Source organism: Streptomyces chartreusis (assembly GCF_008704715.1).
GTDB classification, from domain to species: Bacteria; Actinomycetota; Actinomycetes; order Streptomycetales; family Streptomycetaceae; genus Streptomyces; species Streptomyces chartreusis.
The window spans coordinates 284,262-298,048 of sequence record NZ_CP023689.1; the positions used below are offsets into that span (position 1 = coordinate 284,262).

Genomic DNA, 13,787 nt, shown 5'->3' on the forward strand with positions numbered 1-13,787 from the left:
TACCGAGGAAGGCGCGGCGGGGACGCGGCCACCGGCCGGGGAGACCGTATGGGCCACCGACACAGCCACGCCGCAAACGGAGAAGGTTAGCACGGGGCATGCTCGCCGAGCCGCCTGGACGTGTACACGCCCGCCCGGACGACGGCCGTCCGCGGCACCGGTCATGGCAACGACCAGAACTGTTCCGTGACGAGGTAGAAGACGACGGCCCAGAAGGCGATCGCCACCGCGACGACACCCAGGCCACGGAGGAGACTCCGCGTCGCCCGTTCCTCCGGCGGTGGCCGCAGCCATCGCCCGAGCAGCGGGTTCACGTAGTAGGGCATGGTCAGGAAGCTCATGATGAAGCTCGACAGCAGATTGCCGACGAGCAGGCCGATCCAGAGCGGCATGTGCAGCGGGAACAGGGCGAGCGTCAGCAGCACGACGGTCGGATACAGGCCGACCCAGACCGCGAGGGAGGTCCTGGTCTCGGAGGGCGGCGGCGCCTCCTCCTTGCCGTTGCCCTCGAAGGCGAACCAACTGCCGAACGAGTTGTCGATCGTGTGCAGCTTGAAGTCGCTGAACTTCTTCCCCTCGGCCAGGACCTTCCGCCGCTCGGACGACGTGAGCCAGGCGTCGAGGTGCTCGGCACTGTCGTAGCGGTACAGCGTGGTCCATTCCTCCTGGAGCCCCTCGATGGGGCGGAAGAGCTCGGTCCCGCGAAACCCCTCGAACCTGCTCTCCTCCTGGACCATCTGGTTCTGCCAGTCGAGGAAGTCGTCGACCTGGTTCGGGTGTACACGGTGGGTGACGACCACGGTGACCAGCGGATCCAGTGACTGGGTGCCGCTGCTGACCACCTGCTGGGTCGCCGGACCGTCGAAGTACTTGGAGCCGACGTCGAGATACGTCTGCCTGGTCCCGCTGTTGATCCACGCCTGCAGATGCGCCACCGAGTCGAACCGGTAGACGACGACCCAGTCGGGTTGCAGCGGTGTCGGCGGGGAGATCTCGGCACCGAGGAAGCCGGGATAGTAGGCGGCCGCGGCGTTGAGGTCCCCCTGCCACGACTCGTAATCCTCTTCCATCCCGGGCAGGACCTTCTGGCCGATGATCGCCGTCGCCGCGGCGGCCAGGTTCTTTTCGGCGTTCATGGTGGCTCAACCTGTCGAAACCGACTGCTCCGCGGGGAGCCGGCCGTAGATGCGTTCCGGAGTCAGCGGCAGCGCCCGGTAGCGGACGCCCGTCGCGTCGTGCACCGCGTTCGCGAGCGCGGGGGCGACCGGGTTGATGCAGCACTCGGCCATCCCTTTCGCCCTCATGGGCCCGACCGAGTCCGCCGAGCCCACCAGGAGGACCTCGGTGCGGGGAATGTCGGCGTAGGTGGGGATGCGGTAGTTCCGGAGGTTCGGGTTGACCACGACGCCGTGGTCGTCGACGTGGAGGTTCTCGGTCAGCGCGAAGCCGATTCCCTGGGCGACCCCGCCCTCCACCTGTCCGCGAACCTGCGCGGGGTTGATGATCACCCCGGCGTCCGCCGCGTGCACGCTGTGGAGGATCCGTATCTCGCCCGTCACCCGGTGCACGGCGACCCGGAACCCCTGTGTGTTGGAGGTGACGCTGCGAGGTGAGCCGTATGCCTTGCGTGCGGCGGTGAAACGGATCCCGCGCGTCCGGGCCAGCGCGACGACTTCGGCGAGCGAGACCCGCCGGTCCCCGCATACGACTCCGTCGTCGTCCAGTGTGCACATCACGACGTGGACGCCCGTGTGCGCCGCGGCGAAGTGCAGGATGCGGTCGCGCACGGCGTTGGCCGCGCGCAGGACCGCGTTGCCCGCCACGAAGAGGCCCGCGCTCGCGAAGGCACCGGTGTCGAATCCCGTGCGGTCGGTGTCGGACTGCACCAGACGGATCCGCGACGGCGTCGTGCCCAGCTGATTGGCCGCGATCTGGACGTGGGCCGTGGAGGTCCCCTCCCCGAATTCGACGGTACCGACGGCCAGTTCGTAGATGAGATCGTCGCCCAGCGTGACCCAGGCCTCGGACAGGTGTTCCGTCGGGGGCGCGGTCTCGTGCAGGGAACTCGCCACGCCGGCTCCGACGAGCCAGTGGGGGCCGGGCGGCGGGCGGGCGGCCGAACGGGCCAGGGCGTCGCCCACCAGGTCGATGCATCCGGCGAGGCCGTCCTCGGTGAAGACCACGTCGTCGGGGCCGTCGTGCAGGGCGACCAGGGGCTCACCCGGCCGCACGACGTTGCGTCGGCGCAGTTCCAGCGGGTCCATGTGGAGGGCGCGGGCCAGTTCGTCCATCGCGGACTCCACGGCGAACGCCGGTTGTGTCATCCCGTAGCCGCGCAGCGCCCCGCTCGGCACGGTGTTCGTGTACACGGAGTACGCGTCGTACTTCTTGTTGGGGCAGCGGTAGAGCATGACCGCGGCTCCGCCCGCGTACACCGTCTCGCCGCCGTGGTTGCCGTAGGCGCCCGTGTTGGACACGTTGCGTACCTGGAGGGCGGTGAGGGTTCCGTCGGCCCTGGCGCCGAGTTTGACCGTCAGGGTCATCGGATGCCTCGGCGAGGCCGTCGTGAACTCCTCCTCGCGGGTGTACTCGAGACAGGCGGGCCGCCCGGTGTCCAGGGTGGCGAGCGCGACCAGGTCCTCCGCGATCACCTCCTGCTTGCCGCCGAATCCGCCGCCGACGCGCTTGCAGAACACCCTCACCCGGTCGGGGCGCAGCGCGAACAGGTACTCCAGTTTGACCTTGGCGATCGACGGCGACTGCGAACTCGTGCGGACGTTCAGCCGGCCGTCCTCCATCCAGGCGATCGCACCGTGGGTCTCGAGATGCGCGTGCTGCACCCTTGGTGAGAAGTACGTCCCTTCCTGGATCGTGTCGGCCGCGGCGAATCCGGCGTCGACGTCGCCGATGTGCGAGTGGAGTTCGAGCAGGATGTTGTGGGCGGGGTCGCGGACGAACGGATCGTCGGAGCCGTGCAGTTGGGGTGCGCCGTCGGCCATCGCCGCCTCGGGGTCGAACACCGCCGGCAGCACCTCGTACTCGACCGCGAGCCGCCGGCAGCCCTCCTCGGCGGCGCCGACCGTGTCGGCCAGGACCGCGGCGACGCGCTGGCCGGCGAAGCGGACCGTGTCGTCGAGGATGTACGTGTCGTCCGGGTCGACGAGGTGGTCGGTGTGGATCGCCGTGGTGAAGCGTCTGCGGGGTACGTCCTGCCAGGTGTAGACCCGGTGCACGCCGGGCACGGCGAGGGCGGCGCTCTTGTCGATCGAGAGGATCCGGGCGTGTGCGTGGGGTGAGTGCAGCACCTTGAGGTGCAGCAGGCCGTCGATATGCGTGTCCATGGTGAATTCGGCGTGCCCCGTCACCACGTCGTGGCCCGCGGGCGCGCCGACGCTCGTCCCGACGGCCTTTCCCGGTGCCGCCGTCTCCACCGCGCCGACGCCCTTCACGGCGTCCTCGATCGCCCGGTATCCGGTGCAGCGGCAGAGGTTTCCCTTCAACGCCCGCGGCAGGTCCGCCTTCTGGTCCTCGCTGAAGGTGGCCGACGTCATGATCATGCCTGCGGTGCAGAAGCCGCACTGGAACCCCGGGGCGTCCTCGAACTGCCGTTGCATGGGATGCGGCGCGCCGGGCCGTCCAAGGCCTTCGATGGTGGTCACCTCGTGGCCGTCCGCGCGGAAGGCGGGGGTGATGCAGCTGTGCACGGGTGTGCCGTCCAGCCACACCGTGCAGGCGCCGCAGTCGCCCGCGTCGCACCCCTTCTTGACGCCGAAGTGGCCGAGTTCGCGCAGGAACGTGCGCAGGCACTGGCCGGGGGCCGGTTCCCTGTCGAAGTCCTTGCCGTTCACGAGGTAGCTCATGGCAGGTCCCCGTCCATGAGTTCGCGGCGGATCTCTTCGGCGAAGTGCCGTGTCAGATGGCGACGGTGCTCGGGGGTTCCGTTGGGATCGGCGTACCAGACGTCCGCCGGCACGGCGTCGATGCTCTCCCGCAGGGCTCGGTCGTCGGGCAGGGCGTCGAAGGCGATGCGGATCGGCCGCATGGTGCCGGCGGTGAGGGTGAGCAACAGGTTCTTCACCCCCGGCCGTTGGGTGCCGACGAGGAACACCGTCGAACGGCCGAGCCGGGTCAGTGTGAAGCGACGGTGCGAGGTGCGTTGGCGCAGCGCACGCTCCGGAACGGTGATGCGCCTGAGGATCTCCCCGGGGGCGAGAACGTTGCGGTGGTCCCCTGTGACGAAGTCGAGGGCGTCGACGAAGCGCACGGAACCGTCGGGAGCCCACAGTTCGTACCGAGCCTCCAGCGCGACCGTCGCCGTGATCATCGGGCCGGCGGGCAGGGACATGCAGATGTTTCCGCCGACGGTCGCCGAGTTCCAGACCTTGAACGAGGACAGGAATGCCTCACAGCTCGCCCGGAAGAGCGGTCCGGCGGTCCAGCGCTGCGGCCACGGGAAGGCGTACAGGTCGCGGATGGTGCAGGTGGCGCCGATCTCCAGGCCCTCGTCCGTCGGGACAAGCGGGTCCCAGCGCAATGCCGTCAGGTCGATCAGCCGCCGCAGGTCCGGCTGCTCGGTGGAGTAGAGCCAGGTTCCGCCCGCGAGCCACGCGTCGCCCTCGTGCCAGTCCCTGCCCGGCCGCTCGGACGGTCGCCGGATGACTTCGGTGATGGTGTTGAGGTCCATGAAGACCGACCTACGGGAGAGCTGGCCTACGGAAGACAACTGTCCCGTGGCACTGCCGGAGTTGCTCTCCCGCCGACCGGGCAGACGATGGCCGCCGTGCCGCACCGCTGAGGACGACGCCTGGCCGTGAGGGAACGGCACGCATACTTTCGTCCCAGTTTATCGCAGCATGGGAAGGACGGCTCGAGGACGAAAGCGGCTGAAAGTAGCCGACGCGCCCCGGACAGTCACTGAGGTTCGGTGCCGGGCACCGTTCGTGCCCGGCACCGAAACCATCCGTGCTCCCCGCAGACATCCTCAACGACCGCGTCCCGTCGTCGCATTGCCGGTTTCCGGCAGTGTTCGTGAGGGATTGGATTCCGGTTGGCAGCTCAGTGCTGCCGCCCGGCCTCACCCGACGCCCCTGTTCGCCGCGCGCACGCCGTTTCCTGGGCTGCCATCACCTCGTCGCCGTGTTCGAAGGCCCAGGCGCCGACGGCGTCGATGGGTGTGAGCAAGGTCCGGCCCAGAGGCGTGAGTTCGTATTCGACCCGTGCGGGTGCGTCGGGGTGGGCGTGCCGGTCGATCAGGCCGTTGAACTGCAGGCGGCGCAACGTTTCGGTGAGGACCTTGGAGCTGATTCCTCCGATCCGCTCCCGTAGTTCGACCGGGCGCCTCGGACCGTCGCGCAGTGCCCAGAGCACCACGGCGTTCCAGGTGTTGGACAGCAGGTCGAAGGCGAGGCGGGCGCGGCAGTCGGCGAGGAAGGGGTCGTTGGTCACGTACCAAATGGTGCCCGCATGCGTCCCTAACGTCTCTGTGAACGGTCGACGCGGACACGGAGAGGGAACGTGCGATGAGGATCGGTGTACTGGGGACGGGCAATATGGCTGATGCGCTGGCCACCCACTGGGTGCGCGCCGGGCATCAAGTGACCATCGGGGGGCGGGACCAACGCAAGGCGGAGCTGCTCGCTGCCCGCATCGGCGGCGGCGCCGGGTCCGGTGGTCTGCGTGCGGCGGCCGAGTCCGGTCAGGACGTGGTGCTGGCCGCGCTGCCTTTCGGGGCGGGGGCCGAGGTGGCTCGGGAGCTGCGTGCCGCCCTGGAGGGCAAGGTGCTGCTCGACTGCTCCAACCCCGTCGGGCCGGGCTTTCGGCTGCTGACGCAGCAAGGCGATTCAGCCGCGCGGCAGCTGGCCGCGGCGGCACCGGGGGCTCACGTGGTGAAGGCCTTCAATCTGTGTCACGAGGATGTGTGGCGGATGCGGCCGCCCGTCTTCGGCGGCCGGCCTCTTGCCGTGCCGGTGTGCGGGGACGACGACACCGCCCTCGCGCGCGTCCGCGAATTGGTGACGGACTTGGGCTGCACACCCGTTGCCGGTGGTGGTCTCGAACGGGCGGGGCTGCTGGAGGCGACGGCCGCGCTGTTCATCTCCCTGTGGGTCGGGCAGGGAGCGGACGTGCAGGCCATCGCGCCTCCCCTGGCGTACGCGACGGGCCCGAGCCAGACGGCAACGGAAGGCGGCACGGGGGTCTGAAAGCAGAGCCCTGGCACGACCCGTCAAGGCTGGATGTCGAGCACCTCCGACACCGGGCGGCGCGGGGTTCCGGGGCCCTTTGGGCCGTATCCGAGTCGCAGCATCATCTGTGGGTGGCCGGTCCCCGTCACCGGGTCCCGCAGTGGCCAGCGCAGGTCGTTCCACTCCAGGGGCTGGCTGACGAAGGAGGCGGCCAGGCCCTGGAGTGTGGCCAGCAGCAGGACGCGCTGCATGGCCTGGCCCGCGCGGAGCCAGTCCTCCGGGCGGTCGTGAGGTGTGCTGAGCAGGGCCAGTTGTGGGTTCCGTTCGAAGTCCGCGGCGTCGCGGTCCGCCACCTGCCGGTGGCCGGCGAAGTCGCGCATGGGCGCCTTGCCGCCGCGCTTGCGCGGTCCGAATGCGTACTGCGGGACTCCCTCGACCGGTGCGTCCGCCGGCGAGGCGGCGATCCGGGTCCACCGTTCCAGGTCCTGCTCGCTGCCGGGGTCGGTGATGTTGCGGGCCTCCGCCTCCTGGATCGTCTCCAGTACGCCCTCCAGGTGCCAGGAGATGGGGAAGGACAGGACGACTCCCTCTTGGCGTGCGGCCTCGGCGAGAGCATCTTGGACGGTTCGCGGGATCTCCGTCTCCTCGAAGGGGGCGCGGCTGCTGTGCCGCTGGTGGATCGCCGGGTACAGCGCGGCGAGGGCGCTGGTGTCGGGGGCGAGGTCGGTGAGTCGTACGGTCGCGAGGAGTTCGCGGTCTGCGGCGTCGGGCAGAAGTCGGGTCTCCGGATGCCGGCCCTCGTACGCCACTGCCACCCGCAGGTTCAGCAGGGCGGCGGCGCAGCCGAGGTGGAGGCTGCGGCCGGCGGGGTCGGAGTGCGGCATGGCCCGCTCGAAGTCGGCGCGCACCTCGAAGGTGTGCCGGCTCCGGTGGTAACGGAACTGCCAGGGCTGGGCGTTGTGCATCGACGGGGCGGCCGTGGCGTCGTGGATCAGCGCCGCGACACGCTCGTCGGATGGTGTTCGGAGGGTCATCACTGCCTCCCCTCAAGAGGGCCCTCGGCACTTCTCAATGCCCCGTGCTTGCCTGGCCATCGGCCGGAGTGATGCGGCGGCCCGTGAGGCGTACGGGGCGGATCGCCACCCACATCTCCCGCTTCCCGCCGGCCCATGGTGCGGTGTGAGCGTGCTGGACGAGTCGGCGTACGGCGGGGGTGTCGGTCACGGCGCTCGCGGGGCCGACCGCCAGGACGCTCCACCCCTGGCTCGAAGCGTCGTCCATGTGGTCGACCTCGAAGGCGGCATCCGTTCCGGCGGCGGCCGCGGCGGCGGAGCCGGGCGCGGTCCGGAAGACGATGTCGTCGTCGACGATCTCGTAGTTGACCGGGATGATCGCCGGGCGTCCGTCGGGGGTCGTCACGGCGATGCGCCCGACGCCGTGCGTCGACAGCAGGGCGCGGCACTCCTCCGGGGTGAGATCCCGCAGGTGGGGATGGAGCAGTGCGTGGCCCTGGCCGGGTGGGGTGTCGACGCCCGCACCGCGCAGCGCGGTGACGGTGGTGCCCAGTGCGTCGGCCAGGCGGATGAGCGTCGCCACGGTCGGGTCCGCCGGGTGTTCCTCCAGGTAGGCCAGGTAGTCCGGGGACATGCGGGCTCGGCGGGCCGCCTCGCCGCGGCTGAGCCCGTGTCGGCGGCGTTCGACTGCGACGCGTCGTCCGACGCCGCCGGGGTTCGGTGCGCCTGCCTGCGGTGCGGCCTCGGGCACGGGCACCGGCTCTGCCTCGCTCGTGTCGATGCCGGGCGGGCCGTGATCGGGGTGGCGGACATGTGCGTCGGGGCCGGGGAAGACGAGCGTCACCTCGTCCGTGTCCGACCAGCACACGTCGTACGGGGGTGTCCCGTCCTCGTGGTGCAGTCCGACTATCTCGCCGTCGCGCCGTGCGGCACCGGTGGCGGGGCTTTCGATGACGAGCTGGTCGCCGAGGTGAGCTCGCATGGTCGTCGCCCTTCCTCGCAGTGGTCCTGCCTCCAACGTGCCGCCCCGGGCCCTCCGCGGCTTGAGTCGATCGGCCCGTGTTGCAGGCCGCCGTATGGGTCGACCGGCCCTTGTTCGTACGCGGGCACCGATTCCACGGCATGCGAAATTGCAAAATTTCGCAACTGCCTAGATGCTGTAGAAGCTGTGCCCGCACAATCCGGTAGCCGCGGGCACAGCATCTGTCTCCGCGCCGAGGTGGGGCGCCGTAGGGGAAGCCGAGGGGTTGTGTCCGTTCCGCTGTACCAGGCCAAGGCCGAGTTCTTCCGGATGCTGGGGCATCCCGTGCGGATCCGGGTGCTGGAGCTGTTGCAGAACGGACCGATGCCCGTGCGGGACCTGCTGCTCGCCATCGACGTGGAGCCGTCGGCCCTGTCGCAGCAGCTGGCGGTGCTGCGCCGGTCGGGGATCGTCACCGCCTCCCGGGAGGGCTCGACGGTCGTCTACGCGCCGGCGGGCGGAGACGTCGCGGATCTGATGCAGGCCGCGCGGCGGATCCTCACCGAGGTGCTCTCCGGGCAGGGCGCCCTGCTGGCCGAGCTGCGGGACGTCGAGGTCGCCGCGCGATGACTTCGCTGATCAGCCGGGCAGGGGCCCGGTTCGGCGCGCTGCTGCCAGCCCGTGCCGATCTGACGGACATGCGGCGCGACCCCCGGCGGGACCTGCTCGCCGGTCTGACCGTGGCGATCGTGGCTCTGCCGCTCGCCCTCGGCTTCGGTGTCTCCTCCGGTCTCGGCGCCGAGGCGGGTCTGGCGACGGCCGTGGTGGCCGGCGCGCTCGCCGCGCTCTTCGGCGGTTCCAACCTCCAGGTGTCGGGGCCGACGGGGGCCATGACCGTCGTTCTGGTGCCGATCGTCGGCGCGTACGGGCCGGCCGGCGTGCTGACCGTCGGGCTGATGGCGGGCGTCATGCTCGTGGTACTGGCCGCGCTGCGGGCGGGGAAGTACATGCAGTACGTTCCCGCTCCCGTGGTGGAGGGCTTCACGCTCGGGATCGCCTGCGTGATCGGACTGCAGCAGGTCCCGAGCGCGCTCGGTGTGCCGAAGCCCGAGGGCGATCGGGTGCTGGTGGTGACCTGGAGGGCCGTCGAGGAGTTCGCGCGGCATCCGAACTGGACGGCGGTCGGCCTCGCGGCCGCGGTGGCGGCGGTCATGCTGGTCGGCGCTCGCCTGCGGCCGACCGTGCCGTTCTCCATCCTCGCCGTGATCGCGGCCACCGTCGTCGCCCGGCTGGCAGGTCTGGACGCGGCCGAGCCGATCGGCGACCTGCCCTCCGGGCTCCCGGCACCCTCGCTCGGCTTCCTGGAACTCGATTCGCCCGGCACTCTGCTCGCCCCGGCCGTCGCCGTGGCGGCGCTCGCGGCCCTGGAGTCGCTGCTGTCCGCGTCGGTGGCGGACGGCATGACGGTCGGCCAGCGGCACGACCCCGATCGCGAACTGTTCGGCCAGGGGCTGGCCAACATCGCGGCCCCGCTGTTCGGTGGAGTCCCGGCGACCGGCGCGATCGCCCGGACCGCGGTCAACGTCCGCACGGGTGCCGGCTCCCGGCTGGCCGCCCTCGTCCACGCCGCGATCCTCGCGGTGATCGTCTTCGCCGCGGCACCTCTGGTGTCGAGGATCCCGCTCGCGGCCCTCGCCGGCGTGCTGCTGGCCACGGCGGTCCGCATGGTCGAGGTCGGCTCGCTCAGGGCGATGGCCGGGGCCACCCGCGCGGATGCGCTGATCCTCGTACTCACCGCGATCGCGACCCTCGCCCTGGACCTCGTGTACGCGGTGATCATCGGGTTGGCCGTGGCGGGGGTGCTCGCCCTGCGTGCCGTGGCCGGGCAGGCCCGCTTCGACCAGGTGCCCCTCGACCGGGGCGATCACAGCGTGGAGGAGCACGCCCTGCTGGCCGAGCACATCGTCGCCTACCGGATCGACGGGCCGCTGTTCTTCGCCGCCGCGCATCGCTTCCTGCTGGAGCTGACCGAGGTGGCCGACGTCCGGGTCGTCATCCTTCGTATGTCCCGGGTGTCGACGATGGACGCCACCGGCGCCCTCGTGGTGAAGGACGCGGTGGAGAAGCTGACGCGGCGCGGCATCCACGTCCTGGCCTCCGGCATCCGTCCCGGGCAGCACCAAGTCCTGGACTCCGTCGGGGCGTTGGACCTGCTGCGGCCCGACGGCCGGGACTACGCCACCACTCCGGAAGCCATCCGGGGCGCTCGCGACCACCTCGAACGGGCCGGAGTCCTGCCCGCGGGTGCCGCCCGCCAGGAGCAGCAGGCAGTTCCGAATCCCGCAGATTCCCCCGAGTTCCGTGAGGAGCCCGCGCCATGAGCCTTCCTCCCGCGGCCCTGCGCATGGCCGAGCTCTCCGGTGCGGAAGCACTGTGGCTGGTGGAGGGCAGCAGCCTCGGGCGGCTGGTGTATCCGCAGCGGGGGCAGTCCGCTATACGGCCGGCCCGCCACGTGTGGGAGTACGGACGTCTCATCGTCAGGGCTCCCCTCCGGGCGGCCGCCCTGCCCGGGACGGTGACCTACCAGGTGGACGAGATCCGCGTCGTGGGCGGCACCGGCTGGACGGTCACCCTGTCCGGCCCCGCCGAGGTGATCGGCGACCCCGACGAGGCGGCCCACTACCGGCGCACCCTGACCGGCTGGACGCACGGCCCGCACGACACCGTTCTGTGCCTGCGTCCCAGGACTGTGAGCGGCTTCCGCCTGCTCCGAGCGGAGGTGTGACAGCCGTGCGACTTGCAGCCCTCCCCCACCGCCACGTCCTCACCCTGCCGAACCAGCCGGCCGCAGTGCGCCTGGCCCGCGAGACGGCCGAGCAGGCCCTGGCGGAATGGGGTATCGGCCCGCGGCATCCGGCCGTGGACCCCGCCCTGCTGATCCTCGGCGAGCTGGTGACCAATAGCGTCCGCCACGCCGCGGCCCGCTCGCCGCAGGTGACGGTGATCTACACGGCCGGCCGGGACTGTCTGGCCTTCGCCGTCCACGACCGCCATCCCCACCAGCCCCCTCTCATCGGCGCGAGCAGCGGCGGACTGGCGACCGTCATGGAGCTCACCCATGAACTGGGCGGCACGGCGGTCGTCCGCGCGGACGCCGACCAGCAGGGCAAGAGCATCTGGATCACCCTGCCCCTCTGACCCCGACGGGGCGCACTCCCAAGGAAGTTCACGGCATGACCATCGACTGGCGCTACACCGACGAGCGGGACCTCGGCATCCTCTCCGTCGCCGGATACCTGGGTCCGCACGCGGTCCATCGCTTCGCCGGCGCGGTCGGCTGGGCCGTCGCCCGCGGCACCGGCGTGATCATCCTCGATCTCGGCGAACTGCGCGGCTGGTCCACCGAGGGCCAAGTGGCGATCAGGGAAGCCGCACGCCGGCTGGCCGGCGCGGGCCGGCGGCTGGAACTGGCCGCCATACCTGCCGACGGCTCCCTGGTCCCGACCGGCAACTGCCCCGACATCCCCGTCCACCCCGACCTCGCCACCGCACTGTCCGCCCACAACCGGCGCCTTTCGTCCCCCGAGGACGACCGACAGGCGTGACCGACCGACGACCGCCCGATCCGCTCACCGACCGAAAGACACGTACGTCATGAACGACAGCCTTCCTCCCTGCCCCCAGTGCTCCGGCACCTACACCTACGAGGTGGGTGCACTTCTGACATGCCCCGAGTGCGGTCATGAGTGGTCACCGTCCGAGGAGTCCGCGAACCCGGTCTCCGGCGGCAGGGTGATCAAGGACTCGGTCGGCAACGTGCTCGCCGACGGTGACACCGTGACCGTGGTCAGGACCCTGAAGGTCAAGGGCAGCCCGACCGGGATCAAGGCGGGCACCAAGGTGCGCAACATCCGCCTGGTCGACGGAGTGGACGGCCACGACATCGACTGCAAGGTCGGCGGGTTCGGCGCCATGCAGCTGAAGTCCGCCGTGGTGAAGAAGGCCTGACCCGGCCCCCGGTCGCTTCGTTCCTCACGGGCAGGTTCGGCGCAGGCCGTGCCACAGGCGAGGATGGACCGCATGTTCTTGATGAGTGCGTGGACGCGATGCACCGGATTCCGGCCGGTGGGGCTGTGCTGTTGTGTCGGGGAGGGGACGACACGATGAGTACGCCGCTGTACCAACTGAAGGCCGAGTTCTTCAAGACACTCGGGCATCCGGCCCGGATCCGGGTCCTGGAGCTGCTGAGCGAGCGCGAGCACGCGGTCGCTGAGATGCTGCCCGAGGTCGGTATCGAACCCGCGCATCTGTCCCAGCAACTGGCCGTGCTGCGACGGGCGAACCTGGTCAAGACCCGCAAGGAGGGCTCGACCGTGTACTACTCGCTGACCAGTCCGAAGGTCGCGGAGCTCCTGCGGGTCGCGCGGACCATCCTGTCCGGTGTGCTGGCCGGACAGGCCGAGCTGCTGGCCGATCTGAAGGCCGCCCAGGACGAGGGGCAACCGCCGTCGTAGCGGCTGCCTCGAACGGCGATCGTCTCCCGCGAGTGCCCGTCTCAGGCGATGCGGGAGACGGCCGCCGTCGCCGCGAACTTCAGCCTCTGCGGGAGGCGCCGTCGGGCCACAGCACTTCCACGTCCACGCCGCTGCTGCGGGCGAAGGCCACGAGGTGGGCGGTCGCGTCCCGGCCGTCGGACGGGGAGCCGTCCCACACCGCCAGCACCCGGGCGCATGACCGCATCAGGTTCTCGTCCGCCCCCACACAGGCGCCACGGTCAGCGGGGTCGTACTCCATCAGCCGCACCTGCTCCGAGAGCAGCAGCAGCTCCCCGGCCGCCCTGCGGTCGCTCGACTCCGGCACGTCGGGCACACCGTTCTTGGTGGGCAGGACGGTCACCAACGCGAGCCCCGCGGCTCGGGCGGCCCTGCCGAAGGCGACGGGCAGTCCCTGCCCGGCCCGCACAAGGCCGGCCTTGCCGGCCAGGGCGAACTCGGCCAGCCGCCGGCGCAACTCCTCCTCCACCATCTTCAGTGTCGGCGCGGTGAGGTCGGGGTGTCCCACGACAGCGATCACTTCACACGGTCCTTTCTCGCCACCTGAAGGAGACAACGTGCTCCCGTACCGCCGTCAGGGAAGCGAAGGCAGTCCGCGAGCAGGTTTGATCATCCCCAAGAGCGAGGGTGGTTCATAGAACCGACAAGGCCGGGGAGGGGGGCCGACAGGCCCTGCCGGACGGCCGTCGACGTACCTGATGAGGTGTTGCCGGCCACGAGACATTCGTCGCCCGCCGTCACCGCGGTGCTTGCGTCCGGCGGAGCTCATCGAGCAGGTCCTGCCGGCCGGCCAGCAGCACGGACAGGATCCTGCGGGCCGCGGCCAGCAGTTCCACGACGTCCCCGCCGGCGAGTTCGTACGTCACGGTCGTGCCGGTACGGGTGGCGGTGACGATGCCGGAGCGACGCAGTACGGCCAGCTGCTGGGACAGGTTCGAGGGCTCGACCTCGATCGCCGCGAGCAGCTCACGCACCGGCTTCGGCCCGTCCTGCAGCAGCTCAAGAACCCGTATGCGCACCGGGTGGCCGAGCATCCGGAAGAAGTCCGCCTTGGCCTCGTACAGCGGCATGGGCATCG

At 70.7% G+C, this 13,787-nt stretch carries 16 protein-coding genes; 8 read left to right on the plus strand and 8 right to left on the minus strand.

What is annotated here, in order from left to right:
- Nucleotides 1-161 precede the first annotated feature (161 nt).
- The 4 genes from CP983_RS01190 to CP983_RS01205 form a co-directional block, all read right to left on the minus strand.
- Nucleotides 162-1,136, minus strand: coding sequence for an antibiotic biosynthesis monooxygenase (locus tag CP983_RS01190; protein WP_150498164.1), 975 nt, complete (start codon nucleotides 1,134-1,136; stop codon nucleotides 162-164).
- A gap of 6 nt (nucleotides 1,137-1,142) precedes the next feature.
- Nucleotides 1,143-3,860, minus strand: a complete 2,718-nt coding sequence (locus CP983_RS01195) for a molybdopterin-dependent oxidoreductase (RefSeq protein WP_150498165.1) — start codon at nucleotides 3,858-3,860, stop codon at nucleotides 1,143-1,145.
- Nucleotides 3,857-4,684 carry an FAD binding domain-containing protein gene (locus CP983_RS01200; protein ID WP_150498166.1) on the minus strand — a complete coding sequence of 276 codons (828 nt, stop codon included), beginning with the start codon at nucleotides 4,682-4,684 and terminating at the stop codon, nucleotides 3,857-3,859. Before CP983_RS01200 ends, CP983_RS01195 begins: the two co-directional genes overlap by 4 nt.
- 371 nt (nucleotides 4,685-5,055) lie before the next feature.
- On the minus strand, nucleotides 5,056-5,445 hold the full coding sequence (locus CP983_RS01205) for a winged helix-turn-helix transcriptional regulator (protein ID WP_150498167.1): 390 nt from the start codon (nucleotides 5,443-5,445) through the stop codon (nucleotides 5,056-5,058).
- Between the two features lie 74 nt (nucleotides 5,446-5,519).
- On the opposite strand from CP983_RS01205, the gene CP983_RS01210 reads away from it, so the two are divergent.
- Nucleotides 5,520-6,200, plus strand: coding sequence for an NADPH-dependent F420 reductase (locus CP983_RS01210; protein WP_150498168.1), 681 nt, complete (start codon nucleotides 5,520-5,522; stop codon nucleotides 6,198-6,200).
- Nucleotides 6,201-6,223: 23 nt separating this feature from the next.
- Here the strand turns inward: CP983_RS01210 and CP983_RS01215 are convergent, their stop codons facing one another.
- Both CP983_RS01215 and CP983_RS01220 read right to left on the minus strand, forming a co-directional pair.
- Entirely contained in the window at nucleotides 6,224-7,216 is a 993-nt protein-coding gene (locus CP983_RS01215) for an Acg family FMN-binding oxidoreductase (protein WP_229914602.1), read from the minus strand.
- 34 nt (nucleotides 7,217-7,250) lie between these two features.
- On the minus strand, nucleotides 7,251-8,177 hold the full coding sequence (locus CP983_RS01220) for a pyridoxamine 5'-phosphate oxidase family protein (protein WP_150498169.1): 927 nt from the start codon (nucleotides 8,175-8,177) through the stop codon (nucleotides 7,251-7,253).
- Nucleotides 8,178-8,444: 267 nt separating this feature from the next.
- Between CP983_RS01220 and CP983_RS01225 the strand changes: the two genes are divergently transcribed.
- The 7 genes from CP983_RS01225 (at nucleotide 8,445) to CP983_RS01255 (ending at nucleotide 12,670) form a co-directional block, all read left to right on the plus strand.
- Nucleotides 8,445-8,786, plus strand: a complete 342-nt coding sequence (locus tag CP983_RS01225; RefSeq protein ID WP_125525355.1) for an ArsR/SmtB family transcription factor — start codon at nucleotides 8,445-8,447, stop codon at nucleotides 8,784-8,786.
- A complete protein-coding gene (locus tag CP983_RS01230; protein WP_150498170.1) occupies nucleotides 8,783-10,537 on the plus strand; it encodes a SulP family inorganic anion transporter in 1,755 nt (584 codons plus the stop codon). Before CP983_RS01225 ends, CP983_RS01230 begins: the two co-directional genes overlap by 4 nt.
- Nucleotides 10,534-10,941 carry a pyridoxamine 5'-phosphate oxidase family protein gene (locus CP983_RS01235; RefSeq protein WP_150498171.1) on the plus strand — a complete coding sequence of 136 codons (408 nt, stop codon included), beginning with the start codon at nucleotides 10,534-10,536 and terminating at the stop codon, nucleotides 10,939-10,941. The genes CP983_RS01230 and CP983_RS01235 overlap by 4 nt, the downstream gene beginning before the upstream one ends.
- Before the next feature lie 5 nt (nucleotides 10,942-10,946).
- On the plus strand, nucleotides 10,947-11,354 hold the full coding sequence (locus CP983_RS01240; RefSeq protein ID WP_373309776.1) for an ATP-binding protein: 408 nt from the start codon (nucleotides 10,947-10,949) through the stop codon (nucleotides 11,352-11,354).
- 35 nt (nucleotides 11,355-11,389) lie between these two features.
- Nucleotides 11,390-11,761: an STAS domain-containing protein gene (locus CP983_RS01245; protein ID WP_150498172.1), complete on the plus strand. Its 372-nt coding sequence runs from the start codon at nucleotides 11,390-11,392 to the stop codon at nucleotides 11,759-11,761.
- A 49-nt stretch (nucleotides 11,762-11,810) separates the two neighbouring features.
- Complete coding sequence (locus CP983_RS01250; RefSeq protein WP_150498173.1) at nucleotides 11,811-12,164, plus strand: zinc ribbon domain-containing protein YjdM; 354 nt, start codon at nucleotides 11,811-11,813, stop codon at nucleotides 12,162-12,164.
- A 155-nt stretch (nucleotides 12,165-12,319) separates the two neighbouring features.
- The gene (locus CP983_RS01255; RefSeq protein ID WP_107910708.1) at nucleotides 12,320-12,670 is read left to right on the plus strand and encodes an ArsR/SmtB family transcription factor; all 351 of its coding nucleotides are present in this window, start codon (nucleotides 12,320-12,322) and stop codon (nucleotides 12,668-12,670) included.
- Nucleotides 12,671-12,749: 79 nt separating this feature from the next.
- Here CP983_RS01255 and CP983_RS01260 read toward each other — a convergent pair whose 3' ends face one another.
- Both CP983_RS01260 and CP983_RS01265 read right to left on the minus strand, forming a co-directional pair.
- On the minus strand, nucleotides 12,750-13,229 hold the full coding sequence (locus tag CP983_RS01260; protein ID WP_189748403.1) for a hypothetical protein: 480 nt from the start codon (nucleotides 13,227-13,229) through the stop codon (nucleotides 12,750-12,752).
- A gap of 217 nt (nucleotides 13,230-13,446) precedes the next feature.
- A complete protein-coding gene (locus CP983_RS01265; RefSeq protein WP_030949969.1) occupies nucleotides 13,447-13,785 on the minus strand; it encodes an ArsR/SmtB family transcription factor in 339 nt (112 codons plus the stop codon).
- Nucleotides 13,786-13,787: the final 2 nt, after the last annotated feature.

What these genes read in the sequence shown, in the direction of transcription:
- CP983_RS01200 (WP_150498166.1), bottom strand. Translation starts at nt 4,684, where the DNA reads ATGGACCTCAACACCATCACCGAAGTCATCCGGCGACCGTCCGAGCGG.
- CP983_RS01195 (WP_150498165.1), bottom strand. Translation starts at nt 3,860, where the DNA reads ATGAGCTACCTCGTGAACGGCAAGGACTTCGACAGGGAACCGGCCCCC.
- CP983_RS01215 (WP_229914602.1), bottom strand. Translation starts at nt 7,216, where the DNA reads ATGACCCTCCGAACACCATCCGACGAGCGTGTCGCGGCGCTGATCCAC.
- CP983_RS01220 (WP_150498169.1), bottom strand. Translation starts at nt 8,177, where the DNA reads ATGCGAGCTCACCTCGGCGACCAGCTCGTCATCGAAAGCCCCGCCACC.
- CP983_RS01255 (WP_107910708.1), top strand. Translation starts at nt 12,320, where the DNA reads ATGAGTACGCCGCTGTACCAACTGAAGGCCGAGTTCTTCAAGACACTC.
- CP983_RS01250 (WP_150498173.1), top strand. Translation starts at nt 11,811, where the DNA reads ATGAACGACAGCCTTCCTCCCTGCCCCCAGTGCTCCGGCACCTACACC.
- CP983_RS01245 (WP_150498172.1), top strand. Translation starts at nt 11,390, where the DNA reads ATGACCATCGACTGGCGCTACACCGACGAGCGGGACCTCGGCATCCTC.
- CP983_RS01190 (WP_150498164.1), bottom strand. Translation starts at nt 1,136, where the DNA reads ATGAACGCCGAAAAGAACCTGGCCGCCGCGGCGACGGCGATCATCGGC.
- CP983_RS01235 (WP_150498171.1), top strand. Translation starts at nt 10,534, where the DNA reads ATGAGCCTTCCTCCCGCGGCCCTGCGCATGGCCGAGCTCTCCGGTGCG.
- CP983_RS01265 (WP_030949969.1), bottom strand. Translation starts at nt 13,785, where the DNA reads ATGCCCATGCCGCTGTACGAGGCCAAGGCGGACTTCTTCCGGATGCTC.
- CP983_RS01230 (WP_150498170.1), top strand. Translation starts at nt 8,783, where the DNA reads ATGACTTCGCTGATCAGCCGGGCAGGGGCCCGGTTCGGCGCGCTGCTG.
- CP983_RS01210 (WP_150498168.1), top strand. Translation starts at nt 5,520, where the DNA reads ATGAGGATCGGTGTACTGGGGACGGGCAATATGGCTGATGCGCTGGCC.